Origin of the sequence: Belliella pelovolcani (genome assembly GCF_900156785.1) — a bacterium.
Lineage (GTDB): Bacteria > Bacteroidota > Bacteroidia > Cytophagales > Cyclobacteriaceae > Belliella > Belliella pelovolcani.
On sequence record NZ_FTOP01000005.1, the window covers coordinates 1 to 25,377 of the forward strand.

At 38.7% G+C, this 25,377-nt stretch carries 24 protein-coding genes; 16 read left to right on the forward strand and 8 right to left on the reverse strand.

Annotation, left to right across the window (positions count from 1 at the left end; genetic code table 11):
- Nucleotides 1–193 precede the first annotated feature (193 nt).
- On the forward strand, nt 194–631 hold the full coding sequence (locus BW935_RS07010; protein ID WP_076499952.1) for a UPF0158 family protein: 438 nt from the start codon (nt 194–196) through the stop codon (nt 629–631).
- 72 nt (nt 632–703) lie between these two features.
- On the opposite strand, the gene lipA is transcribed toward BW935_RS07010, so the two are convergent.
- Together lipA and BW935_RS07020 are read right to left on the reverse strand one after the other, a co-directional pair.
- On the reverse strand, nt 704–1,582 hold the full coding sequence (lipA, locus tag BW935_RS07015; protein ID WP_076499954.1) for a lipoyl synthase: 879 nt from the start codon (nt 1,580–1,582) through the stop codon (nt 704–706).
- A 61-nt stretch (nt 1,583–1,643) separates the two neighbouring features.
- On the reverse strand, nt 1,644–2,375 hold the full coding sequence (locus BW935_RS07020; protein ID WP_076499956.1) for a hypothetical protein: 732 nt from the start codon (nt 2,373–2,375) through the stop codon (nt 1,644–1,646).
- 67 nt (nt 2,376–2,442) lie between these two features.
- On the opposite strand from BW935_RS07020, the gene BW935_RS07025 reads away from it, so the two are divergent.
- The 5 genes from BW935_RS07025 (at nt 2,443) to sdaAA (ending at nt 6,824) form a co-directional block, all read left to right on the forward strand.
- A complete protein-coding gene (locus tag BW935_RS07025) occupies nt 2,443–2,847 on the forward strand; it encodes an OsmC family protein (protein ID WP_076499958.1) in 405 nt (134 codons plus the stop codon).
- A gap of 90 nt (nt 2,848–2,937) precedes the next feature.
- A complete protein-coding gene (locus tag BW935_RS07030) occupies nt 2,938–3,486 on the forward strand; it encodes an RNA polymerase sigma factor (RefSeq protein ID WP_076499960.1) in 549 nt (182 codons plus the stop codon).
- Complete coding sequence (locus tag BW935_RS07035; RefSeq protein ID WP_076499962.1) at nt 3,467–4,852, forward strand: outer membrane beta-barrel protein; 1,386 nt, start codon at nt 3,467–3,469, stop codon at nt 4,850–4,852. The genes BW935_RS07030 and BW935_RS07035 overlap by 20 nt, the downstream gene beginning before the upstream one ends.
- 9 nt (nt 4,853–4,861) lie before the next feature.
- Nucleotides 4,862–5,812, forward strand: a complete 951-nt coding sequence (locus BW935_RS07040) for an FKBP-type peptidyl-prolyl cis-trans isomerase (RefSeq protein WP_084565861.1) — start codon at nt 4,862–4,864, stop codon at nt 5,810–5,812.
- Between the two features lie 103 nt (nt 5,813–5,915).
- Nucleotides 5,916–6,824 carry an L-serine ammonia-lyase, iron-sulfur-dependent, subunit alpha gene (gene sdaAA / locus BW935_RS07045; protein ID WP_076500423.1) on the forward strand — a complete coding sequence of 303 codons (909 nt, stop codon included), beginning with the start codon at nt 5,916–5,918 and terminating at the stop codon, nt 6,822–6,824.
- On the opposite strand, the gene BW935_RS07050 is transcribed toward sdaAA, so the two are convergent.
- The 4 genes from BW935_RS07050 to BW935_RS07065 form a co-directional block, all read right to left on the reverse strand.
- Nucleotides 6,813–7,271 carry a hypothetical protein gene (locus BW935_RS07050; RefSeq protein WP_175606648.1) on the reverse strand — a complete coding sequence of 153 codons (459 nt, stop codon included), beginning with the start codon at nt 7,269–7,271 and terminating at the stop codon, nt 6,813–6,815. The two genes, sdaAA and BW935_RS07050, sit on opposite strands and share 12 nt — an antisense overlap.
- Nucleotides 7,268–8,191: a calcium/sodium antiporter gene (locus BW935_RS07055; protein ID WP_076499964.1), complete on the reverse strand. Its 924-nt coding sequence runs from the start codon at nt 8,189–8,191 to the stop codon at nt 7,268–7,270. Before BW935_RS07055 ends, BW935_RS07050 begins: the two co-directional genes overlap by 4 nt.
- 2 nt (nt 8,192–8,193) lie before the next feature.
- Entirely contained in the window at nt 8,194–8,844 is a 651-nt protein-coding gene (gene upp / locus BW935_RS07060) for a uracil phosphoribosyltransferase (RefSeq protein WP_076499965.1), read from the reverse strand.
- 68 nt (nt 8,845–8,912) lie between these two features.
- On the reverse strand, nt 8,913–10,211 hold the full coding sequence (locus BW935_RS07065; RefSeq protein ID WP_076500427.1) for an OmpA family protein: 1,299 nt from the start codon (nt 10,209–10,211) through the stop codon (nt 8,913–8,915).
- Between the two features lie 173 nt (nt 10,212–10,384).
- On the opposite strand from BW935_RS07065, the gene BW935_RS07070 reads away from it, so the two are divergent.
- From BW935_RS07070 to BW935_RS07105, 8 genes are all read left to right on the forward strand, one after another.
- The gene (locus tag BW935_RS07070; RefSeq protein WP_076500429.1) at nt 10,385–11,293 is read left to right on the forward strand and encodes an aminopeptidase; all 909 of its coding nucleotides are present in this window, start codon (nt 10,385–10,387) and stop codon (nt 11,291–11,293) included.
- An 89-nt stretch (nt 11,294–11,382) separates the two neighbouring features.
- Nucleotides 11,383–11,910: a hypoxanthine phosphoribosyltransferase gene (hpt, locus tag BW935_RS07075; RefSeq protein ID WP_076499967.1), complete on the forward strand. Its 528-nt coding sequence runs from the start codon at nt 11,383–11,385 to the stop codon at nt 11,908–11,910.
- Between the two features lie 65 nt (nt 11,911–11,975).
- Nucleotides 11,976–12,551: an adenylate kinase gene (locus BW935_RS07080; protein ID WP_076499969.1), complete on the forward strand. Its 576-nt coding sequence runs from the start codon at nt 11,976–11,978 to the stop codon at nt 12,549–12,551.
- 82 nt (nt 12,552–12,633) lie between these two features.
- Nucleotides 12,634–13,626: a GTPase ObgE gene (gene obgE / locus BW935_RS07085; protein WP_076499971.1), complete on the forward strand. Its 993-nt coding sequence runs from the start codon at nt 12,634–12,636 to the stop codon at nt 13,624–13,626.
- Between the two features lie 105 nt (nt 13,627–13,731).
- The gene (locus BW935_RS07090; protein WP_076499973.1) at nt 13,732–14,292 is read left to right on the forward strand and encodes a nucleotide exchange factor GrpE; all 561 of its coding nucleotides are present in this window, start codon (nt 13,732–13,734) and stop codon (nt 14,290–14,292) included.
- A 6-nt stretch (nt 14,293–14,298) separates the two neighbouring features.
- Nucleotides 14,299–15,408, forward strand: a complete 1,110-nt coding sequence (gene dnaJ / locus BW935_RS07095) for a molecular chaperone DnaJ (RefSeq protein WP_076499975.1) — start codon at nt 14,299–14,301, stop codon at nt 15,406–15,408.
- A gap of 138 nt (nt 15,409–15,546) precedes the next feature.
- A complete protein-coding gene (locus tag BW935_RS07100) occupies nt 15,547–16,434 on the forward strand; it encodes a hypothetical protein (RefSeq protein WP_076499977.1) in 888 nt (295 codons plus the stop codon).
- 56 nt (nt 16,435–16,490) lie between these two features.
- The gene (locus BW935_RS07105) at nt 16,491–16,919 is read left to right on the forward strand and encodes a hypothetical protein (RefSeq protein ID WP_076499979.1); all 429 of its coding nucleotides are present in this window, start codon (nt 16,491–16,493) and stop codon (nt 16,917–16,919) included.
- Nucleotides 16,920–16,982: 63 nt separating this feature from the next.
- On the opposite strand, the gene BW935_RS07110 is transcribed toward BW935_RS07105, so the two are convergent.
- Nucleotides 16,983–17,453, reverse strand: a complete 471-nt coding sequence (locus tag BW935_RS07110) for a Dps family protein (RefSeq protein ID WP_076499981.1) — start codon at nt 17,451–17,453, stop codon at nt 16,983–16,985.
- 145 nt (nt 17,454–17,598) lie between these two features.
- On the opposite strand from BW935_RS07110, the gene BW935_RS07115 reads away from it, so the two are divergent.
- The gene (locus tag BW935_RS07115) at nt 17,599–18,831 is read left to right on the forward strand and encodes a sensor histidine kinase (protein WP_076499984.1); all 1,233 of its coding nucleotides are present in this window, start codon (nt 17,599–17,601) and stop codon (nt 18,829–18,831) included.
- 169 nt (nt 18,832–19,000) lie between these two features.
- Here the strand turns inward: BW935_RS07115 and BW935_RS07120 are convergent, their stop codons facing one another.
- Nucleotides 19,001–21,643, reverse strand: a complete 2,643-nt coding sequence (locus BW935_RS07120; protein ID WP_076499987.1) for a DUF5686 and carboxypeptidase regulatory-like domain-containing protein — start codon at nt 21,641–21,643, stop codon at nt 19,001–19,003.
- A gap of 750 nt (nt 21,644–22,393) precedes the next feature.
- Here BW935_RS07120 and BW935_RS07125 point away from each other — a divergent pair.
- A complete protein-coding gene (locus BW935_RS07125) occupies nt 22,394–25,372 on the forward strand; it encodes a SusC/RagA family TonB-linked outer membrane protein (RefSeq protein ID WP_076499989.1) in 2,979 nt (992 codons plus the stop codon).
- Nucleotides 25,373–25,377 lie beyond the last annotated feature (5 nt).

Sequence of the window (25,377 nt, forward strand, 5' to 3'; positions counted from 1 at the left end):
AACTATACCACTAAAACCCACAGAGCAACAACAGGAACTTATCTCTATTATCATGAAAATTTAGAGTGGGTGTCCCATCGCACAAAACAGGAAAAAAACTTATCGATTAGAAATTAATCAAAGGGTCATCTTAAATAGTTTGATTTTAACCATCAGTTACTTAATTTTCTAAAAATTTTACATCCAATCCATAATGTTAACCCTGACCGGACAAGAAATTGAAAAAATTGCAGGCTTACTGCAAAAGGGCATGATTTGTTTTTATCAATTGAATAACAAAAAAATACATCACTTGCCCGATGATGAGGATTACTTCAACTATGACCTCACGCCAGAAGAGGAAGATATCTTAGATGAAATAGAAGATAATCCCGACAACTATGCTGAGTTTACCAAGCCAGAGCCTAACCAAGAGCATCAAATGATGGAGACGTTTATTGATCGCGTGGTCAAAGAAAAAGCTTTTCAAGACGAATTAGTCAATGCTTTGAGTAAACCAAAAGCTGCGACAGCTTTCAAGTTTCTGATTGACGATTCAAAGTACAAAGACAGATGGGCTGAATATAAGCTTGACAAATACAAAGATTGGATTCTTGAGCAAGTAGATGCTTATAATTTTGCAGATGAATAAAAAACAAAGGGCTGTGATGTTCACAGCCCTTTGTTTTTTATGTCCTTAGCTCTCTTTAAAGAACGTGGTTTTTTAGACGTTTACATGTCTCTCGGCATGATAAGAAGATCTTACCAATGGGCCAGACTCCACATACTTCAAGCCTCTTTTTAATCCTTCTTCTCTATACATAGCGAAAGTATCTGGGTGAATAAATTCAGCTACTTCAATATGCATTTTGGTAGGTTGAAGGTATTGACCAAGCGTAAGAATATCACAGCCATGTGCTGCTAAATCATCCATCGCTTTGAATACTTCGTCTTGTTTTTCGCCAAGTCCAAGCATGATACCTGTTTTGGTTCTTTTACCATATTCTTTGGTCAATTTAATCTGCTCTAAGGACCTAGCATACTTCGCTTGTGGTCTCACTCTTCTATAAAGACTCTCTACAGTTTCCATGTTGTGAGATACCACTTCTTGTCCACCGCTGATCATCCTATACAATGCATCCCAGTTGGACTTCACATCGGGGATCAAAGTTTCAATGGTTGTCTCAGGAGAAAGATTTTTTGTCTCTACGACTGTTTGATACCAAATTTCAGCACCTTTATCTTTCAGTTCATCTCTATTGACAGAAGTGATAACGGCATGCTTGACTCCCATCAATTTGATTGCTTCTGCTACCCTTCTTGGCTCGTCTGTGTCATATTCTGGTGGTCTTCCTGTAGCTACTGCACAGAAGGAACAAGAGCGGGTACAGACGTTCCCTAAGATCATGAATGTGGCTGTGCCAGCACCCCAGCATTCACCCATATTGGGGCAATTCCCACTTTCACAAATTGTGTGTAATTTATGTTGATCTACGAGCTTTCTGACTTTGGCATATTCTTTTCCTACAGGCAGTTTCACCCTGAGCCAGTCAGGTTTTTTTCTTTTAGTTGCCTCTTCGGAAATTACTGGTAATTCGATCATCGCTTTTTCTTATTGATGGAGCAAAATTAAGGGTTAATGAAATAGAAACCCAATAGATTCCTTACTTCCTGTAGCCGTAGTACAAGGTGAAATAAGCAGATTGGAAAATCTGTCTATTCTCTGTTGTTGGCATCAGTTCAATTTCTTTGTTAAAACCCTCTAATTGGTAACCGAGTTCCAATCCAATGGCGCTAGATTTGAATGTACCAAACTCAAAGAAGAGCGCGGCTTTTGCATTTGCTCCAATGGCAAGCTCTGATTGACTTAGCCCTTCAAAAATTCTTCCTGGACCTAGTATGTTGAATCGGCTTTGATGAACTTCAGGATTGTATTGTTCTCTGACTGTTTCAAGCCTATTCACAGCATATTCCACATAATAAGGAGCAATCAATCCTATCGAAGGTCCTACTGCTGCTAAGGCAGATATCTGAACTCCTTGTTGTGGTGCCTTTTTGAAAAATACAATCTCTCTTCCGTAATAAGGACGTATGGAATAGAGGTAGTTGGATTTCCCAAAAATATAAGAGTTACCTAAAACGGTATTATATCGTACTTCTTTTGGGTTTTTGACATTGGCTAAGTCTAAACCAAAAAACTGGTATTTGTCTTCTTCAATTTGAAAACCAGCTTTGATAGAAAGCCCTCCAATCAATCCGCCATTCGTATTTTTATTGATGCCAAAAAATAACTCTCTTTCGTAGTCATAATTGCCAGCACCCTCTCTCTGGGCTTGACTGACCAGACTGATCAATGCCAAGATGCCTGTAAATAGATATTTTAATCCCTTTGTCATAGTTAGTCAGGAATTTAACGCTAATTTTGGTTTCAAGTTATTTAACCGATAATAAAAGTAAGAGTTTATGCCAACTATAAAAAGTTCATACTTAGGAAATCTCAGAACTGAGATGGAACACCTTCAGTCAATGACTAGAGTACTCACAGATGCCCCTGTAGATAACAATGGTAAAGGAGAGGCATTTTCCCCTACAGACCTTGTGGCTGCAGCTTTGGGGAGTTGCATGGTGACGATCATGGGAATCGTGGCAGAAAGAGAATCGGTTTCTTTGGATTCATTATCCTGGGAAATTACCAAAGTGATGAGTGCTAATCCTAGAAAAATCGAAGAGATTATTGTTGATTTTTCTTGGGAAAAGCCCCTGCAAGATGAGAAAATCATTCAAAAATTGAAGAATGCTGCTAAAACATGTCCTGTTGCCTTAAGCTTGGATCCTGCTATTAAGCAGACGGTTAATTTTAATTTCTGATTTTCTTTCCAGTAATTTTTTTTTCTCTTGTAGCACTTTGGCTGATTCTTGCGTCTCGTATTTGAAGCAGGAAATTATTAATTCTATTCCTTGGAACAGCACCTGATAGAAAAAGCAAAAAATGGCGATAGAAAGGCTATAGAAATGCTTTACAAGCAATTCTATGGCTATGCTATGAGTATTGCGCTCAGGTATTCTAATTCAAGAGATGAATCCTGCGAGATCGTCAATGATAGCTTCATGAAAATGTTTGACAAACTCCACCAATATAATAAAGAAAATTCCTTCAAAGGGTGGTTTAGAAGAATCCTCGTCAATACTTCTATTGATTATTATAGGAAACAAGTCAAGCACTTTGCCATCATGGATATAGATCAACTAGAAGTTGAAAGCCTCAATCCAGAAGTGATAGATCACCTTTCAAAAGAAGATATCCTGACTCTACTTAGAGAACTGCCCGACATGCTCAGAATAGTATTCAATATGTACGAAATAGAAGGTTTCGCGCACAATGAAATCGGGGAACAACTAGGAATTCCTGCTAGCTCTTCAAGAGGCTACTTGGCTAGGGCAAAACAATGCTTAAGAGAAAAAATCTACGCTGTAAACCAAATCAACAATGAAGGAGCAGTTCGATAAAAAACTTTCAAATAAAATAAAAAGTGCTTTTGAAGACCATCAAGAGCCCTTTGACCCACAAGCTTGGGAAAGCTTCTCTGCTGCTTATTTCAAGACAGGACTACCGGGAGGTAGGTCCATTTGGAAATGGTGGCTTTCAGGTATAGCTGCTTCTATTGCTTTAGCTTTTATGGTTTTTGCTTTGCTACCTACTGGAGATTTATCAGAAGATAATTTTCACGTAAATGAAAATAAATCACTCAACCAAGAGGAATTAACTGACACAATTGATTCAAAAAATGATAATTCACCACGAAGTTTTGAGAAAAGGGAGATAGGATCTACTAATAATTCACAGTCGACGAAAAACCAGACTATAGGTGATCCTAGCAAAAATATTGATCCTAACTCCGCTATTTTGGCAGATGTATCAAATAAGGTCGTAAATCCTTCTGGGTTGCTCGTACAAAAAAATGAATCGTTGGCTTCTAACCTTAAAATCGATAGGACTCCTGATTTTAAGTTCGTAAGTCCGGATGATTCATTGAAACAAAATTCTTTGATTGGTTTAGAATTAAAAGCTTCTAAATCTGAAAAGCTAGACCTGATGACTTCCAAATTGATGGCGGAAGAAAGTCAGTTAGCTGAGAAAACCATTCAGCAATGGTTAGAAGAAGCTTCTAATGTTGATGACAGAGTTGTTGATAAGGCAAGTCAGTCTAACTTTAGGTTAGGACTACTGTTGGCACCTCAGTCGATATCAAATGCGACACAAAATCTTAACCTTGGTGCAGGATTGATGTCAGAACTCTCCTTTAGTAAAAGACTGAAGCTTGATATGGGGGTTTCTTATGCTCGTCACAGCATGAATCCGGCTGTGAACTCTCAGGTAATGGCTGCAAATAGTGATTTTGTTCAAGCAGCTGATAGTAGATTGGCAAATTTTAGTAATAATTTTGTAAACGCTAGTTACGAGCTAAGTTTTGGACAACTGGAACTTCCTGTCAATCTGAAGTATAAAATTGTAGATAAGGAAAAAGCAGATGTATATCTAATAACAGGAATTTCTAATATGGTGTATTTGAATCAAAGAAATACAGGGACCTTTACGGCGGCTAATTTCAATACTCTTGGATTGATGACTGGAGACCAGACTGTTCAACGATTTACTGAGACAGCAACACCCAGTGATGTATCTGATGGAGCGGGATCAAATGTGGGACAATTACTAAATTTATCTTTTGGCTATGAGCATAATTTAAAGAATGGCACGTTTTTGTCTTTAGAGCCTTTCTATAAAATGTCCTTGGGAGGGCAGACTTTCGTCAACCAACAATTTGGAATCGGCGGTCTTAACCTTAGAATGAATTTCCAATTTAAAAAGTAAGTATACTGTATGAAATTATTAAAACTGTCAGCAATGACGTTTCTGCTGGCGACAATGGTAGCCTGTTTGCCTGATAACGACTCTGATTATGAGAAGATTGTCGAGAGAGATAATAGACTCCTTAAGGATTATTTAGATAGAAATGGGATTAATGCCATTGAGAATCCATTAGGATTTTTTTATCAAAAAGTAGAAACCAATGATGTAGGAAATCAGATTGTGAATAATGACGTGGTTGGGATTTATTATGAAATCAAAACTACCGATGGGCAATTGATCGACTCTTACCTTGATGAGAATAAAAAACCAAGATTATACAAGCACAATGATGGTGGTCTTGTTCCAAGGGTAATCAACTTCGCCTCAGGAATTGCAAAGGAGGGAGAGACATTAATGATTTACTCACCTTCTTATTTGGCATATCAGCAATACAGTTTTGAACAACTGATCAATGAAAATTCAAATCTTGTCATCAAGGTGAAATATGCCCAAGTATTTGATAATGATGAGATTAAAATCATGGAGCGAGAAATCATTGAAGACTACTTAGCAGATAGTGATCTAAAAGACTTTGAAGTCACTGAGAATGGGATCTTTATCAAGATCATTGGTGAAGGAGAGGGTGAAAAAGCAGCAGCAACAGGTGATGTTGTAGCCTTTGAATTTGAATTAAAACAACTCGGTGAGGATATTGCGATTTCTAAAACGAATAACAATTCACCGATTACTGCAAAAGTAGGAGAGCAAGGCAACTTAGATTTTCTTAACCAAGTATTAAAAGACCGAAAAGCAGAGCAAGAAATAGAAGTCTATGTGCCTTCCCATTTAGCATTTGGAGGATCCACACAGGTTTTTCCTTTTGCTATCAGAAGAGATTTGTTTCTCAGGGGAGCATTGGGGACTGGAGCCCGACCTTATGAACCGATTTATTTCAAAGCAAAAATTAAAGAAGTAAGATAAATTTTATGTCCCCTCTATTCGAGGGGATTTTTTTATTATGGGCTTACTTTTTGTTTTGTGGCCTACATTTTTGAATTTTGTTGTTCTATAAACCCAAATGAATATGAGCTTTCTTTTTAATAGTTTCTCAGGATGGAAGCAATACTGCCTGGACCATAATATTAGCCTGTATGAGGCTGTCATAGAATATGAGATTGCCCAAAGAGGAAAAGAGGAGCAAGCTATATGGGATGGTCTTCTAGCGGCTTATCAGGTCATGAGGGATGCTGTAGAGACAGGTCTTAGGGAAGAGATGACATCTAGATCTGGCATGATCAACAATGGTGCAAAAAAGGTATACAAGCATCCTGTAGCAGTACTCTCTCCAGAATTCCAAAAGTTGATATCAAGAGCCTTAGCAGCTAAAGAAGTTAATTCTTGTATGGGTAGAGTGGTCGCAGCACCGACTGCGGGTGCTTCTGGGATTTTACCAGGTACATTATATACTTTACAAGAAATTCACAGGCTTTCTGATAGGTCTATTTTGGAGGGATTGCTAATTGGAGCAGGAATTGCCTTAATCATAGAAGAAAAAGCGTCTCTAGCTGGAGCTGTAGGAGGCTGTCAAGCAGAAACTGGTTCTGCGGCAGCCATGGCTGCAGGGGCTATGGTTCACTGTTTAGGCGGGACAGTTGATCAGATCTTCAATGCAGTAGCCATTACAATTCAGTGTATGCTAGGTCTAGTATGTGACCCTGTAGCAGGCTTAGTAGAAGTACCCTGCGTAGTTAGAAATGCGAGTGCCGCAGCTATAGCCAATAGTTCTGCCCAGATAGCACTAGCAGATGTAAGTGCAGTGATTCCAGTAGATGAATGTGTAGATGCCATGGGGGAAATTGGTGCAAGTATGGAAAGTAAATACAAAGAAACTGCTATGGGAGGTCTAGCAGCTACATTGACAGGACAGGATATCTCGAAGCGGGTTTTGATTCAGGACATCGAAATGCTTCCAGACGAAGATCTACCTGAGTAAATCCCCTATCATTGGAATGGCGAGAATTTGCTGAATACTTGCTCCAAGAATAATAGCCCAAAATAGACCACTAATAAACATATAAGTAAATACCTTTTTCTTCTCTACTCGGAATGCGGTCATTACGATGGTACCACCTACAGGTGTGAGAAACATTGGTGTGATGGCTGCTATACCTATAGGGCCAAATTTCTGCCATACTTTTACGATTCTTCTAGAGCTTTTGGAGAATCGTTTTTTCTTATTCTGGATATTTATCGTCCAGTTTTTTTTGATCCACTCACCCAGATAAGTTAATGAAAACACAGTGGTCATCAAGCCTCCAACTGTGACTATAATGATTTCCCATAGACTATAGCCTGCTGCAGAGCCCAATATTGGGCCGGCGACAAATTTGAACAAGCAAGAAATGTAGATCACCAAAAATTTGATCAAATATTCTATCATAAAATTGTATAGATATAAATTAAATAAGCAAACAACAAGACACCACCCTCGATCCTTGAAATGTTTAGCTTACTTTTGAGAATAGGGAAGAGTAAAAGTGTCAGCCCTATCATCCAAATAAAATCACTTTTCAAGAATTGATCGGACACAGGAATAGGTTGAACTATTGCCGTGATGCCAATAATACCCAATACATTCATGATGTTACTACCAAGTATGTTACCGATAGCGATATCAGTTTTTTTATTGAATGCCGCAATGACAGACGTTGTGAGTTCTGGTAAGCTCGTGCCAATAGCAATGACTGTGATACCAATCACCCTTTCGCTGACACCAAACTTTCGTGAGATCTCTACCGCAGAATCTACAAATAAATCCGACCCATAGTAAAGGCCTAACACCCCGACTAAAATCAATAGAATAGCCTTAAGACTACTATAATTAACATTGATGTCTCCTTGTGATTCTTCAGAATTGGTTCCTTTTAATTTTTTATAAATGTAAAGGTTTACAGCAATCAAAAGAATTGTCAAAAGGATGCCTTCTAATCGAGAAACTTCCTGATTAAGAGCAATTAAATAGAATAATACAGCGGAGATCAGGGCGAAAAAATAATCAAGTTTGAGGACTGATAGATGTAAAGCAATGGGATAAAGAATAGCACTAATTCCCAAGACCAAGGAAATGTTAGCAATATTGGACCCCACTACATTTCCTATTGCAATGTCACTTGTGCCTTTAAGAGCGGCATTGACACTCACTAAGAGCTCTGGAGCAGAAGTCCCAAAGGCTACTATCGTCAAACCAATCAAGCCAGCACTCAATCCTAGCTTGATAGCAATCGCAGAAGCCCCATCTACCAAGAACTTACCTCCAAGCAGAAGAATGACTAGCCCTAAAATTAAAATTATATAAACCATAATTACAGTTTCTCACCGAATGCTAAATCACCAGCATCTCCCAAACCTGGAACAATATAAGAGTTGGAGTTCAGTTTTTCATCTAGAGCACATGTCCACAATTTATAAGGAAGCTTGATGTTTTGCTCTAAATAGGCAACACCTTCGGGTGCTGCTATGACTGAAGCAATATGAATCATCTTTGGCAGGCCATTTTTCTGAAGGTTTTCTATACTTTTTAGAAAAGATTTCCCAGTAGCTAACATGGGGTCAATCAATATAACTTCTTTCCCATCAATGTTTGGAGCAGCTTGATAAAGCAAGCTGATTTCTATTTCAGCCCCACCTTTTACTTCTTCAGTTCTGTAAGCTCCTATAAATCCAGAATCAGCGTGGTCATATATGTTCAGAAAGCCTTGATAAAAGGGCATCGCTGCTCTTAAAACACTGATCAGAATAGGTTGATCAGAAATTAAATTTATACTGGTGTCTTTCAGAGGAGTCGTGATTGATGTTTGCTTGAAGCTTAGTGATTTGGATATCTCGTAAGCTAATAACTCTCCCAGTCGCTCTATATTTTTTCTAAAACGAAGCCTATCATGCTGCACTTCGACATTCCTTATCTCTGCCAAATATGTATTGGCTATACTGTTTTGCTGATTGAGTATAAACATAGCTGTGGAATTTGGGCATAAAAAAACCCGACCATAAAGATCGGGTTTTATATTGAAATATTAGAATCTTATTTTACTTCGAAGCTAGTTCTTCTTGCAAGTTGACGTGCATCAGCAGATCTCTTATCTACACTTGTATCTTCGCCATAGCCTTTGTAAGAAAGTCTAGAGCCATCAATACCTGCAGCGATCAAGAGATCATAAACAGATTTTGCTCTTCTTTCAGACAACTTCATGTTGTAATCTTCTGGACCTAATTCATCTGCATAACCTTTGATCTCTAGGCTAACACCTGGATTTCTTTTCAAGAAGTTAGCAACATAGTTTACAGAAGAAGATGAGTAACCAAGTGGCTTAGCGCTATCGAAAGCGAAGTATACGTTTACATATCCTTCATTGATTGCTTTCTTGAAGTAGTCAACTTCTTTCACTTCTTCGATAGGACAACCATCATTAGATGCAGGTCCTGGAGCGAATGGACACTTATCCAAGTGATCAGGAATACCATCACCGTCAGAATCTAAAGTTCTACCGTGTGAATCAACTCTTGCACCAGCTGGAGTATTAGGCTCTTTGTCTAGGTAATCTGGAACTCCATCACCATCTGAGTCTTTCAACATGTCTTTGATCTCGCCAATCTGAGAAGCAAGCTCTTCTTTAGTAGCATACTTGTCAGCTGCGATGTACCAGTCAGCGTGAGTACCTTTGCTTCCTAAATAGAAGCTAAGACCTAATGTACCAGTCCACCACTGAGCGCCCATTCCATAAAAACCATTGTTGGTAGATGGATTGACCATTGTTGCTCTTGTGATATTTGAAGCACCGTCAAATGCTGTAGTTTGTCTACCATTTAAGATAGTAGTGATGTCAGCATTTAAGGCAACTCTTTCAGACAATTTCACCTGACCAGTAAAACCAGCGATGAAATTATAAACGTTGTCATTGAAACCTGCATTTGCATTCTCTTGAGGGTTAACTTGTCCTAGACCAGCACCAAAGTGACCCAATAAGTTAACTCTTCTTGTGAATGATTCCCAACCCATGATTCTACCAAGGTTAGCAACCCCTTGAAGGTTTGCTCTCCAGTAATTGGTAGAGAATGAAGGGCTAGAAGTGTTAGCGGCTTCGCTGAATGAACCGAAACCATAATCTAGTTTCGCACCGAATTTCTCGTTGAACATGTATCTAACCCCAAGGTCAGCATGTCCAATGTTTAACGTTGGAGACAAGAAACCTTGAGTCAAAGGAGCCATAGGCTTGTTAAATCCACCGTTTACTTCGAGAGACCACCTGTTGTAGTCAGTCTGGGCGTTTACTCCTAAGGTAAGCGCACCTGCCATTAATGTAGATAGTAGTAATTTTTTCATGATAAAAAGTTTTTTTCCAAAATTTTGAGTGTTTAATTGATTTGATTGCAAATTTATAAACTTTTACTTTTACACAAATGTATATTTAATTTTTAATTCTTTAAACTTTATTCCAATTCTTTTAGAATTTTCACCCTAAATTCGCCGATAAATCTTCATAAACAATGCCAAAAATGAAATTTTTAAAAGATTTATTTGACATCAGAAGTGTATCTGGTGACGAATTCAAGGTGTCTCAATTCCTTCTCAACACCATCCTACAACGTAAGGCTACATGGAAGGTTGCGCCTATTATTTATTCTGGTGAAGAATTTCATGATTGTATCCTTTTAAAGTTTGGGACGCCTAGAACGGCTGTTTTTGCTCATATGGACACCATAGGATTCATGTCTCGTTATGAAAATCAGCTAATTACAGTGGGGGGACCCGAATTAATAGATGGGGCTACTTTGGTGGGTGAGGATAGTATGGGGCCGATTACTTGTAAATTAAAAATTTATAATGGCGATCTATTTCATGATTTTCCTCGTGCTATCGAAAGAGGTACTTATTTGTCATTTGAGCAAAATCTAAAAATAGATGATGACTTTATTCAAGGAGCTTATTTAGACAACCGATTAGGGGTGTATAATGCCATAGAACTCTGTGAAGAATTGGAGCATGGCTGGGTTGTTTTTTCGACCTATGAAGAACATGGTGGAGGAAGTATGCCCTTTCTATTGGATTTTATCATGAAAAATAGTCCAATCAAACAAGCTTTGATTTCTGATATTACTTGGGTCACAGAAGGTGTAGGTCATGGAGGAGGTGTCGCGATCTCCATTCGAGATAAGTATATACCTAGAAGAAAGTTTCTGGATAAATTGATCACTTTAGCCGCGTCGAGTGGTATTGCATATCAGCTGGAAGTGGAAGATGCGGGAGGAAGCGATGGTAGAGAAATACAATTTTCCAATCATGCTATAGATTGGTGCTTTGTCGGTGCGCCAGAAGACAATGTACACTCACCAAATGAACTGGTTGCTATCCATGATTTAAAATGTATGTTAGCCATGTACAAATTTTTAATGGCTCATCTATAATGTATTAGCAATATTGTACATGATTCGGAATCATTTTTTTCTATATTTGTAATGCCCTTCTAAACGAGGGGCATTTTTATTTAGTTATAATGAAGAAAATTAAAGATAAGGAATTCGTTCCATTTATTACTGCTGAAGCAATAGATACAAGACTCCAAGAAATGGGGACCAAGATTTCTGTTGATTTCAAAGAGGATAATCCAGTCATCTTAGGGGTATTGAATGGAGCTTTTATGTTTTTATCTGATTTAGCTAAATACATCAGTATTCCAGCTGAAATATCCTTCATCAAAGTATCCTCTTATCAAGGCACGAGCTCTACTGGTAATGTCAAGGAATTAATAGGCCTTGATGCTGAGTTAAAAGGAAGGAAAGTAATAGTAATAGAAGATATCATCGATACAGGATTGAGCATGACTCACCTGCTCAAAAAACTGGAAATAAATCAACCAAGTCAAATATCAATAGTAACTTTGCTATTCAAACCCGAGGCACTTAAACACGAGCTAGAAATTGATTATGTAGGGTTTGAGATTCCTAATAAGTTTGTAGTGGGATACGGTCTAGATTATGATGGTTTTGGTAGGAATCTGCCAGAGATTTATCAATTGAAATAAATTATATTGTCAAAACATAAAAGACAGTAGCTAACTATATTTATATAATTCCAAAAGTATTCGTTATGCTTAACATCGTATTGTTCGGCCCTCCAGGTGCTGGTAAAGGAACCCAAAGTGAGAAGCTGATTGAAAAATATAACTTGACTCACCTATCTACAGGTGATTTATTTAGGAAACACCTCGGAGAAGGTACGGAGTTAGGAAAGCTTGCTCAAAAGTACATGAATGAAGGGCGACTAGTACCTGATGAAGTGGTGATTGGAATGGTCGAAGAAAAAATCAAAAGTACTCCTGATAGCAAAGGTTTTATTTTTGATGGTTTCCCGAGAACTGTAGCCCAAGCGGAAGCTTTAGATGTGATGCTAGAGGCTTTGGGGATGAAGATCTCTGGGATGATCGCATTGGATGTTCCAGAAGAAGTGCTGAAAGAGAGAATTCGAGAAAGAGGAAAAACATCTGGAAGGGTAGATGATCAAGACGAGACAAAAATCGCTACTAGGATCAAAGTTTATTTGGATGAAACGTTACCAGTTGCTGGGTTTTATGAAAATCAAGGTAAATTGACCAAGATATATGGTGTAGGAACCATTGACGAGATCTTTGGTAACATCACCAGCGTAATAGATCAGTATAAGTAATCAAATTATTGCTAACTTTGCAATCTAAATATTTTGGCTAAGCTTTCAGGCTTAGCCTTTTTTATTATCAATCAAGAAAAAAGTGGCAGATTCCAATTTTATAGATTATGTGAAGTTTTGTTCCCGTTCTGGAGCAGGAGGGGCAGGTTCTGTTCATTTCAGAAGGGAAAAACATGTACCCAAAGGGGGGCCTGACGGAGGGGATGGTGGACGCGGTGGTCATATTATATTGAGAGGTAGTTCTCAATTGTGGACATTGCTCCATTTGAAATATAAGAAACACGTCATCGCTGAGGCAGGTAAAAACGGTGAAGGCGGGAGAAGAAAGGGGAGAGATGGCCAAGATATAATCCTTGAAGTACCACTTGGGACAGTAGCCAAAGACGCTGAAACGAGAGAAGTAAGATTTGAAATTACCGAAGATGGACAGGAAGTTATCCTAACCCCAGGTGGTAGAGGTGGCTTAGGTAATGATCATTTCAAGTCAGCGACTAATCAAGCGCCACATTTTGCTCAGCCTGGTGAAGAGGGGATAGAGGAGTGGATTATTTTGGAGTTAAAGTTATTAGCAGATATCGGATTAGTAGGTTTCCCAAATGCAGGTAAATCAACCTTGCTATCAAGTATCTCAGCTGCTAAGCCTGAAATTGGTGATTATCCTTTTACCACCTTGGTTCCTAATTTGGGAGTAATTCCATACAGAGATGACAAATCTTTTGTCATGGCAGATATTCCAGGGATTATAGAAGGTGCGGCAGAAGGTAGAGGTCTTGGGATTCGTTTTCTTCGACACATAGAGAGAAACTCCATACTGCTTTTCATGATTCCAGCGGATGCAGATAGCATTCAGAGGCAATATGACATCTTACTTGGAGAGCTCGAAAAATACAATCCGGAATTGCTTGATAAAAAAAGACTTTTGGCGATTACCAAGGCTGACATGCTAGACGAGGAGTTGATGGAGCAAATGAAAACAGATGTACCAAAGGATATCCCGTATTTATTTATTTCTTCCGTAAGCCAATATAACCTAGATAAGCTAAAAGACATGCTTTGGCAAGCAATCAACCATTAAGCTGTGTCAGAATGTCAGTTTTGTCCTTATGGCAAGCATATTGATTCCTAGCGTTAGCGAATCATTTGATGACGATGAACCAGGTAATAAAAAGAAAAGTTAAATATGGATAAGGAAAATATCACCTCTGAGGCTGAAGATTTAAAAAACTTGGAAGAAAATCAGCAAGAAGAAGTAGTAGAAGATAAAGTAGAGGATCAAGCTGATGAATTGTCAGTTGAAGAAAAATTGTCAGCAGAGGTTCAGGAATTGAAAGATAAATACCTGAGGCTTTATTCTGAATTTGATAATTTTAGAAGGAGGACTGCCAAAGAAAAATTGGAATTAATCAAAACAGCTTCAGAAGAAATGATATCTGCGATTCTACCTGTGGTTGACGATTTTGAGCGGGCTTTCAAAGCAAACGAATCAGAAGAAGATGCAGCAAAGGTCAGAGAAGGCAATCAATTGGTCTTTAATAAATTCCAAAAGGTACTTGAAGGTAAAGGTCTGAAGGTAATGGAAGGTTTGATCGGCGAACCATTTGATGCAGATACACAGGAAGCAATCACTCAGATTCCTGCTCCATCTGAAGAGATGAAAGGAAAAGTGATAGATGTAGTAGAAAAAGGATACACACTTGGCGATAAAGTGATCAGATATGCCAAGGTGGTCATTGGAGCATAAGATACCATGGCAAAAAGAGATTATTATGAAATCCTTGGCATAGCCAAAAACGCTACCCAAGACGAAATCAAAAAAGCTTACAGAAAACTCGCGATACAATATCACCCAGATAAGAATCCCGACAATCCAGAAGCAGAAGAAAAATTCAAGGAAGCAGCGGAAGCTTATGAAGTCCTGAGCAATCAGGAAAAAAGGCAACGCTATGATCAGTTTGGTCACCAAGGCTTAGGTGGTAATGGAGGCTTTGGCGGTGGAGGGATGAATATGGATGACATTTTCTCCCAATTCGGTGATATCTTCGGTGGAGGAGGAGGCTTTGATTCTTTCTTTGGTGGAGGAAGTCGCGGAAGAAGAACCAAAAAAGGAACCAACCTGAGAGTCAAACTGAAACTCAATCTCAAAGAGGTTGCCAATGGCGTAGAGAAAAAAATCAAAGTAAAACGCCATGTTTTAGCAGATGGGGTGACTTTTACAACTTGTTCCACTTGTCAGGGCACTGGTCAGATCAAAAAAGTGGTCAACACCATGCTTGGTCAGATGGTCTCGGCGAGTACTTGTCATGTTTGTGGAGGAAATGGTCAGATTGTAGACAAAAAACCAGCTGAAGCAGACGCTAGAGGCCTGATCCTGAAAGAAGAAGTAATTGCTATTAATATACCTGGAGGGGTTGCTGATGGCATGCAATTGAGTATGTCTGGTAAAGGGAACGAAACAGCTGGAGGAATTCCTGGTGATCTGTTGATCGTTATTGAAGAAATTGAAGATGATATCTTGCAAAGGGATGGCAACAATGTGGTCTATGACCTGTATGTAAACTTTGTAGATGCTGCACTAGGAGCTCAGGTAGAGGTACCAACCATAGATGGTAAAGTGAAGATCAAACTTGATCCTGGAACTCAAAGTGGTAAAATGCTTCGCCTCAAAGGCAAAGGCATCAAGGATATCAATGGATATGGAAAGGGTGATCAATTGATTCATGTCAATGTATGGACACCTAAACAACTGAGCAAAGAAGAAAAACAAATATTAGAGGGTTTGAGAAATTCTGAAAATTTCAAACCAGATCCAGGAAACTCGGAAAAGAGTTTCTTTGACAAGATGAAGGAATTCTTTTAAGTAAGAATGATGAATTTTGAAGGTTGGAGACAGCGTCTCCAATATGTTTTTTGGATCAAAAATTTAAAAGCTGGAAAATTTTCCAGCTTTTTTTTGTCTTAAACAAACCTTTTGCTTTCGAAAGCGTAATTTACCCGTATGTTGAGAGTATTGTGTTTATTGCTTTGCCTATCTTTCTGGAGCGAATCACCCTTAATAGCCCAGATAAGCAAAGAATTTACAGTCGAAGAGCGCCATGGGTACAACCTTGTACATGTTGATTTCAATGTGTATAAAGGCATCACTGATGTCAAAAGAAAACATGGAGATAGACCCATATATATTCAATCCCATCTTTCCAAAGTAAATATTTTGCCATCTTTCTCTCACGAGATAAAAGATGGAGTGCTGAGGGCACAATTGCATCACAGAAATGTAGAGTCAGAAACACTAGGGAAAAGCCTATCCTACAAGCTCTTTTCCAGTGATAATGAGGATTTTGATCATAAGTGGGATTTAGGACTCAGCTCTAACCATCTTTACGACCTAAACTTGTATTTCGGAATCGGTAAGGCCAATTTAGATTTTTCCAATATACCGGTATCCAACTGCACCATCAGGTCAGCAAGTGCTGATATCAAGCTTGATTATTCAAAGAGAATTGCTAATTCTGTCACCATGGACACCATGGTAGTTGCCATCAATATGGGAAACTTGGATGCTTATAATATTAATTATGCCAATGCAGAGAACATGTTTTTTGAAATCAACTATGGCACACTCAACTTGTCTTTTTCTGAAGGGGTGATTCACGATTTGAAAGTATCAGCTGTCATCGGTGCTGGCAAAGTCAACCTCACCCTTCCAGATCAAAATCAGCCTTATAGACTCAAAATTAAGTCTACACCTATGTGTAGAACAAGCCTTCCTGCTTATCTCAAAGACATAGGAGATAAAACATACGTGAGTAAAGCCTACAAAGCAGACGCCCCAGATTTGGTAGATATGGTGATTGATATTTCAGTGGGGTCATTAGTTGTTAAGTGATATAATTTTTTACTTTTTCATTTTAAAACCCCTCAGTACCTTAAGCAGCGACTGTGATGATAAGAAGAATAATAGTTAATTTATTACTGGCATATACATTCGTCCCTTGTTCTTTTGTACTAAACAAGTGGATTAGAATTGATGGAGAGTTTGGTGAAATAATGGATGTTTTTGAACCGTTCTATTTTCAATTTGCCTCTTTTTATTTAATCTTGGTTTTACTTCCTTTTAATATCGTTATAAAATCAAAAAATAAATATTTGAAGTTTGTGATTTGGAAAAAAATTCTGATTTTAATCATACTCCAACTTTCTATTATCTGTTTTACTGGATTGTTTTCAAACATATGGGCTCATCCAATATGGAAAAATCTTTGGTTTATCGTTTTCTTCATTCCACCAAGTATCATCTTTGCAACAGCGATTCATTTTCTGGTTGATCTGCCAGACATTAGGAAGCTGGACAATATGGTGGAAAAAAATTGATTCTAAAGAATAAGGCGACTTCGTAGAGAGGTCGCCTTATTTTATGGTATACTAACAGTTGGATTATTTCAAATAAGCGGAGAGCATCCACACTACTTTTTCTTTGCCAGTAATGTATTCACTCATCATGGATACGGTACCCTCGTCATTTTGTTCGGCAGCGATTTCCAATACCTCTCTTTCTAAGCTTAATAGTGTATTGAGGTTGTCTCTGACGATTTCCACCATTTCCTTGGCTTCATGTATTTCCTTGGCCTCTTTGATTGCTGCATGGCTGATGTATTCTTCAAAAGAGGAAAGCGGCCTAATACCCAGTGTCAGAATCCTCTCTGCGACCTCATCTATCCCGAGATTGGCTGCATTGTACAATTCCTCAAACTTGGCATGAAGCTCAAAGAAATTGGGTCCAGTTACATTCCAATGGAAGTTTCTGAGATTTTGATAGTAGATTTCATAATTAGCCAGAAGTTCGTTGAGTTTTTTGGCTAATACTTTACTGTCTTTTATTTCTAATCCTATATCGTTTGTGTTCATTTTATTATATTTTTGGTTTTAACATTTCCTATAACTCAAATTTGACGCCAATAGACCCCAAAAGAAAATTTTGTCCGATTGATAATATCTATGGTCAAATTGAGTTCTCTATAGTGTTACGCCCAACCTTCAGAATTGTTACAAAATGAAGTATACCCTTCAGGAAATTGCCACACTAGATTTCTATCAGAATAAGAACAGGATCAAATGGCTGATCTTTATCTGTTCCGTTGTGATTAGCTTTGGATCAATTTATTACACCAATAACTTGGTGGAGGAGCTTAAAGACCGTGAAAAAAGGCAAATTGAATTACTCGCTCGTGCATTGGAGTATGCAGCGATCTATACTGACAACTTGACATTCATCAATCAGGAAATCATTCAGCAAAACAATTCTATTCCATTGATCATCATGGATGAATTTGGGAATCCTGGAGAGTTCAAGAATATTAATTTTGGTAAGAAAACTGCTCAAGCAGAGCAAGAAGAAGTATTAAGAAATGAACTGGTGAAAATGCGGGATCAATATGAGCCCATACAAATGGAAAACGGGTCCTTTATTTTTTACAGAAATTCCGAATTGCTTACCTCACTTCGCTTTTATCCTTATGTGCAATTGGCTGTGATTTTGGTTTTTGGAATCCTAGCCTATGCTGTTTTTAACCAATCCAAGATCGCTGAACAAAATCAAGTCTGGGCTGGTCTGACCAAAGAGACCGCACATCAGCTTGGTACCCCCATAGCCTCCCTGATGGCTTGGATAGATTATCTGAAGAACTCCCCAGTCTGGGACGAAAACAAAGAAGTCATCCAAGAGATGGATAAGGATGTGGTCAAACTCAGGATGGTGACAGAACGATTCAGTTCGATTGGTAGCAAGCCTGTGATTCAAACTGAAAATGTCTTTGGTGTGGTCGATGAAGCTATTGCTTACCTTCGCCCAAGGATAAGCAGCAAAGTAGAGATCAAAGTAAATGGCTATTCGAGAGATATTGAAGCCATGATCAATAAGCCTCTATTTGAATGGGTAATTGAAAATATCTGTAAAAATGCTGTAGACGCCATGCGTGGGCAGGGTCAAATCTCCATCGAAATCATCAAAGAGAGTGAGCAATTTGTGATTGTAGATATCACCGATACAGGCAAGGGAATGGAAAAAAGCATGTATAAGAAGGTCTTTAATCCTGGATTCTCTACTCGTAAAAGAGGCTGGGGGCTTGGGCTAACATTAGCCAAAAGGATCATAGAAGGCTATCACCAAGGGAAGGTATTTGTCAAAAATTCTGAAATAGGCAAAGGAACCACATTTCGAATCGTACTCAATGGCGTTCCGGAACAAATGACCGAAGTCAAAAAAGATGATTTTTTCAAGTTCTAATAGATGAGCTATAGTTGCTTTGCTAGGCACTTTAGAAAAGACTAAAAAACAAAAAAGGCTTCGAAGAAGCCCAGATTAAAGATAAGACAGCCATAGGCCATCAAATCTTTCCAATTATTAAACCTTACTGCTACTAAGGTACTATTCTATACTGATTTATCAAAATCAATCAGTTAATGTTGATAAAACTAGCAACCCCAAAACGTACTCCGCCTCTTTTGAAGCTGTCATTCTCAAAACCCGCGCCCATCTCCAAGCGGAATATCCTAAACAAATTATCCAAAGAATACCCTAATTCCCAGTAATGTGGGGAATTGGCTGTCTTCAGGTAGTTAAAGAAGATGTTTTCTCTCAATCCAGTGAATCTCAACATGGGCAACTGGGTCAGTAAGAATTTTCTGAATTGATAATGAACAATTCCACTGAAATATTCACTTTGCGTGCTGTATTGGTAGTAGTCCAAGAATCGGTAATTAGAAGTCACACCCATGTTGGCGAATATTGTTCTATTGCCTCCAAAATGCATGAAGTCTTGGAAATAGACCTGATTGCTGTTCAAAAAGCTTCCTGCTTTTACATTAAAATCTAGCTTGCCACTGACGCCAAAATTAAAAAAATGCTCCAAGCCTAATTCAACTAAATCAAAATCCGCTTGATTACCTGCATAGCCATGCCTAATGCCCTTGGTATAGCCCAAGTTGATTACTGGAGCTGTTTCGTAGATGGGGAATTTTCGGCCATTGCGAATCCTATATTTCAGTCCAGGCCTCCATCTGATCGTGTTGTTCCATATCATTGCTCTATGATTTTCAAAAGCGGGATCATCAGCTTCAAGATTATCTGGAATATTGGAGGTATAGGTTCTTTCTGGCCTATTGTAAAAACTGAAGTCGCTGTTGTTTTCCAAAGTCCTCCTATCAGCATAAGTTAGATTGGATCGGTATGTGAAAGCATCACTCACGCGATGCGCAAAATACAAAGTGGCAAAATCTTGCTCGTATAGCTTCATGTAATTTTGTCTGAAAAATAAGGAATATAAGGCATTCACTTGTTCGTTGATCGGATTGTCTCCATTGTATTGAAATATGTAGGATCCGCCGCGAAGCCCTAAAGTATAGCCAGGTCTTCCTTTGTTGACAGACCTACGGATATCCATGACACTATATAGTTGATTGCTAGAGAAACCATATCTTAATTCAGGCTCGAAATTCCATGATCGATTATGATATGTAACTGAGTCAGCCATTTTTTCGGATTTTTGAATTCTGTAAAATCCTCCAAGTCCAATTTTATAACCTTCCACAGTATTGAAGGAAAATTTGGTAAAATTCGTTTTGAAACCTGCAGACCTTCCTTTACCAAAGAAATATCTCCCTCCAGTGAGAATTTCTCCTGGTTTGAATTTCCTTTTTGCCCCTTGAGCGATGCTATCATTGTCACTTTTTTTAGCAGCTTCTACGACTGCCAGGCTATCATCTCTTTGGTATCCTTTGAGTTCCGCCTCGGTGAGCTTGACTGGTCTGATACTGTCCCAATAAGACAAATCTCTTTTCTTTGCCAAGGAGTCAATTTTATAATTCCGCTCAGAGATTACTTCTACATTTTCTCTATCCATAGCGGCTTCCTTTTCGTAAGCATTGACGAGTTTGCGGAAGTCTTTCCTACTGAGCTCCTCCGATTGAGCCATTTGATCTAAGGCAGAGAGGTTTTTGTCTAGGCTGATCTTACTTTTGGGTACTTCTTCTATTTTTTCGTCAATGATTTTCGTCTCCACGATCAAGTCAGGGTTCAGCTTTACCTTGTGATCTCTGGCAGAAGCGAGGTATTTGTATTCTCCAGCAAACCCAAAGAATTTTCCTCCAAACACATAAGTGTGCGTAGTGGGCATCCAGACATGCGTAGCTACTTCTGTGTACAATTGTCGCACTGCAATATCAAAACCCAACAAGGAAGTCTTTAAGTCCAAGCTATGTATAGCCCAGTGATCCTCTATGATGAATATAAAACCCTCAAAAACACGCTCACCTCTTGATCTTGGTGTGACACGGATTTTATTGATTGTATAGCCATTCTCGATAAAAGACCCTTCAAACCTGAATCGGTAATAAGCAAAAGCGGATGGAGCCAAAGGAGAGATAGCTTCATTGATTTTTTCTTCGTAGAAACTGCTCACGATATACGGGGCTGGAGAGGTCTGATTATTGTCTCCGTTGGTTCGGATACTGATGACGCGTTCTTCTACAGTATTGGGTTGCTTGAAGGTGATTTCGGAGACCGACTCAGTGGTATAGGCTTCATTCAGCTTAAGTCCTTCTTTTTCTAATTCTTTCTTCACAAAGAATGGAGCATTAGTCAATTGCCCAGTACCCTTGAGGTAGACCATCATGGAGTACTCCTCGACTTGTAGGCGGTGGTATTTTGCTTTGGAGATTGCCTTGCGCATTACTGTCAATGCTGGGTCTTCAGCTTTGCTATTGATCGTCACTTCTTGCAATGCGTATGTTTGTTGCTCTAGTACAAAGTCTAAAGTGACCCAGGTGTCTTTGATCTCCACTGTTTTGACCTGTGAAGCATATCCCATATATTGAACGACTACATCATAGACACCTGAATTCAATTTGTATTCATATTCCCCTTGTTGATTGGTAGGGATGCCGTCTCCGATATTCCTGATGTAAACGGAGGCATACGCGAGCGCATCTCCAGCATCACCTTTGACAGTTCCTCTGATGCCTTGAGCCATCAGCTTCAGTTGCGTAAGACTGACGAGTAGAGTTATAAAAAAGATCGTTTTTGGTAAAAACTGTTGCATACAAATGTATTAGACGAATTACTTGATTCAGTTAGTTAAACATAAAGCAATTCAACGGGAAAATGATGTAAGTGTATGTTTTTTAACAAGATTTAGTGGGGTCTTAGATTAAGACAGACAATTTGGAGTTTTCTTACAATTTCACACCCTTTACAATTGCAGTTATTTACCCTGATGTTGAGACCATCATCTAGCCCTTTCTTAGGTAATTAACTCACCCTCTCTTTTGACAAGTAATTCAGATTCTTTTCAGGGTGAATTTAAAGGGTGTTATGATTTTGTCATATAGGCCATCCCCGTAATTCGATTTAGCAAATTAAGTATGTGCATCTTTCTTTACAAATGCTCAAAGTTCATCAGCATGTAAATACTGATTTTTCCATCTAAAATTTCATAAAGAGCCATTCAATCAGATCATAAGTTTTGCTTATGGCCAATTGAACTTTATTTTTATTCTAATTGGCTAAGAAAATCCAAGTTTCTGATTCATGAATAGTCTATTTTTCACTTTTTTAATAAAACCCAAAAATTTTAACTATTCGAAAAGTTCAATCGTTTTCGGTTGCTGATATGATAATATAATGACAAAATTTTAACAGATTTAGAAAAATACCTTTGTTCTGTTAACACAGCATTCCTCAAATGCCTTATAGTGACTTTGTTAAAAATTGCAAAATTCAATTTTATCAATCAACTTGGTTTAGAAATTAACTATTAAACCAAACCGTTTTTTTCAAAACAACAAACCCTATGAGAAATTATTTACAACAAGTAAAGGCGTTGTTGATGGTTACAATGTTGCTTTTTGCAACTGTGTTATCAGCCAATGCGCAAAGCAGGGAGGTGTCTGGAACAGTTCTGGACAAGACCATGGGCGAGCCCCTTCCTGGAGTAACAGTACTCGTCAAAGGTACAACCCGAGGCGTGACTACTGATTTAGATGGTAAATACACCATAAATCTTCAGCCTGGTGACCAGGTTCTAGTATTTTCTTTTGTAGGCTTTGCCGCTCAAGAAATCACTGTAGGCAACCAAAGTACTATTAACATTGAACTTGATGAGGACATTCAGTCTCTTCAAGAAGCAGTGGTGATTGGATATGGTACGCAGGACAAAAAGGAAATTACTTCCGCTGTGGCAAGTGTCGGAGTCGAAGGATTTAACAAAGGTAACTTCACCAATCCACAAAGTCTATTAACTGGTAAAGTTGCTGGTTTGAACATTTCAAGCCCAGGAGGCTCTCCAAATGCACAGCCAACAGTTAGATTAAGAGGTATTTCTTCTTTTGGTGCGAATTCATCTCCTTTGATTGTATTGGATGGTGTGATTGGTGCTTCTATCGACGCAGTCGATCCCAATGACGTGGAGACAATTGATGTATTGAAAGATGCATCTGCTGCGGCGATATATGGAACAAGAGGAGCTGCTGGTGTGATTTTGATTACGACTAAGCAAGGATCTTCTAAAAAAGGTTTTTCAAATGTGACGATCAATACTTTTGGTTCTGCAGAACAAGCTACAGGATTGATTCCAGTACTTTCTCCGGATGAATTTAGAGCTAGAAGACCTGCTACAGCTGATTTCGGAAATGATACCAATTGGAGAGATGAAATCTTAAGAACAGCGCTTAATGGAACCACAAACGTTTCATTATCTGGTGGTTTTGAAAACACAACCTACCTTGCTTCAGTTAACTATAGAAATAACCAAGGTGTAGTGAAGAATTCAGGAAGAGAGACGTTGAACACTAGATTGAACTTGGGACATGGTGCCTTAAATAACCGTTTGAGAATGAATTTGAATTTGTCATTCACAGATACTGAGGCAAATGATGTTCCTGGTGAGGCTTTGCTTTACGCAACCATCCTCAATCCTACCATGCCTATTTTTGACAATTCACCTAATGGTCTATTGAATGGTGGTTACTTCCAACCTTCAGGTTTTGACAACAATAACCCTGTTGCATTGATCAATTTGAGAGAAAACCAAACTAAAGTTAGAAATGCCCTATACTCATATAGAGCAGAGTATGATATCACAGATGATTTGATTGTTTCTGCACAGTTTTCTCAGGATATCTTGAATACCCTCAATGGGCAGTCAAGATCAAGATTTGATGGTGCACCAGGTGGAGGTAGAGCCAACAATGGTACTGCACAACAGAACACTTATGATAGAGTAAATACCATCCTTTCTGGTAACTTGAGATATGAAAAGGAAGTGGCTGATGGATTGAATATGTCGATCTTAGCAGGTGCTGAAACCCAGCTTTTCAATGAAAGAGGCTTTGGTGCACAATCAAGACAATTTCTTTTTGACCAGTCTTGGAATAACTTAGGAGCAGGCGGTATTAGATTCGGAGAAAACACAAATCTTTATTCATTTGCTAATACTTCAACGTTGAACTCTGTTTTTGGTAGAGCCAACTTCAATTACCAAAACACCTATTTCTTCTCTGCAACAGTGAGAGCAGAAACGTATTCTGGATTTGGTAGAGAAAACCAAACAGGTTACTTCCCTGCATTTTCTGCAGGTGCTGATTTGACCCAAATTTTCGACATGGGAGTATTCAGTCAGTTTAAGTTAAGAAGCTCATTCGGTGTAGTAGGTCAGTTACCTCCTTCTCCAACTTTGGCTTTGGGTGTATACGGCAACGGAAATAGAATTCAATTGGATCCTACGGATATCAACACGGCTTGGGTAGCGCCTAGACAAGTTTCTAACCCTAACCCTCAATTGCAGTGGGAAACCACTACTGAATTTACAGTAGGTTTAGATTATGCCTTATTCAATGGCAAAATTTCAGGTAGCATGGATTATTACCAGAGAAATATTTCTGATTTGCTATTCGAAGTAGGTGTTGGTGTAGGTAATGCCAACCCTTTTGATCCAGGTAACTTTTACACAGCTCCAACCATATGGGCAAATATTGCAAGTTTGAACTCCGCAGGTTTTGAGTTTTTGATGACTGCTGATAGAGTGAATCTTGGTAGAGGTATCACTTGGACACCTACTGCAATCTTCACGATTTACAAAAGGGCAACAATTGGAGATATTGGTACTGGTGGTCTTCAACTTCCTGAAATCAGAAGAGGGGTGCCAGGTTCTCCAGGTGTAAATAATGCACAAGTAATCAGAAATATTGAAGGTGAGCGAGTAGGAGATATTTATGGTCCTAGACTAGAGGGTATCCTTGAAGATGGTCGAACCATCTTGTCTACTGAAAGCCCTGATGAGTTCGAAAGATTAGGGAATGCCCTACCAACTGGTGACTTTGGATTCACCAACCAATTCAATTATGGTAATTGGGATTTGAATTTCATCTTGAGAGGTTCTTGGGGACATCAAATGCTCAACTCCTTCAGATTATTCTATGAAGGCGATGGTAACGCAACTTGGAACTCTGTAATCACAAGAAATACCCCAACCAACCCAGTAATATCTAATGCGCCAAGTCAAATATCTGACTTCTATATTGAGAGAGGTGACTTTATAAGATTGGACAACCTTCAGCTAGGTTATACCCTACCAACAAAATCCCCAGCCATATCTAATTTGAGGTTCTATGCGGGTGTGCAAAATCTGTTCACAATCTCCAGCTTTACTGGTGTAGATCCAGAAGTAAGATGGACTGACGGCGGTGATCAGTTGGCACCAGGTATCGAAAGAAGAGATACTTATTTTATCCCTAGAATCTGGACTACTGGATTAACAATAACCTTTAAATAACATAA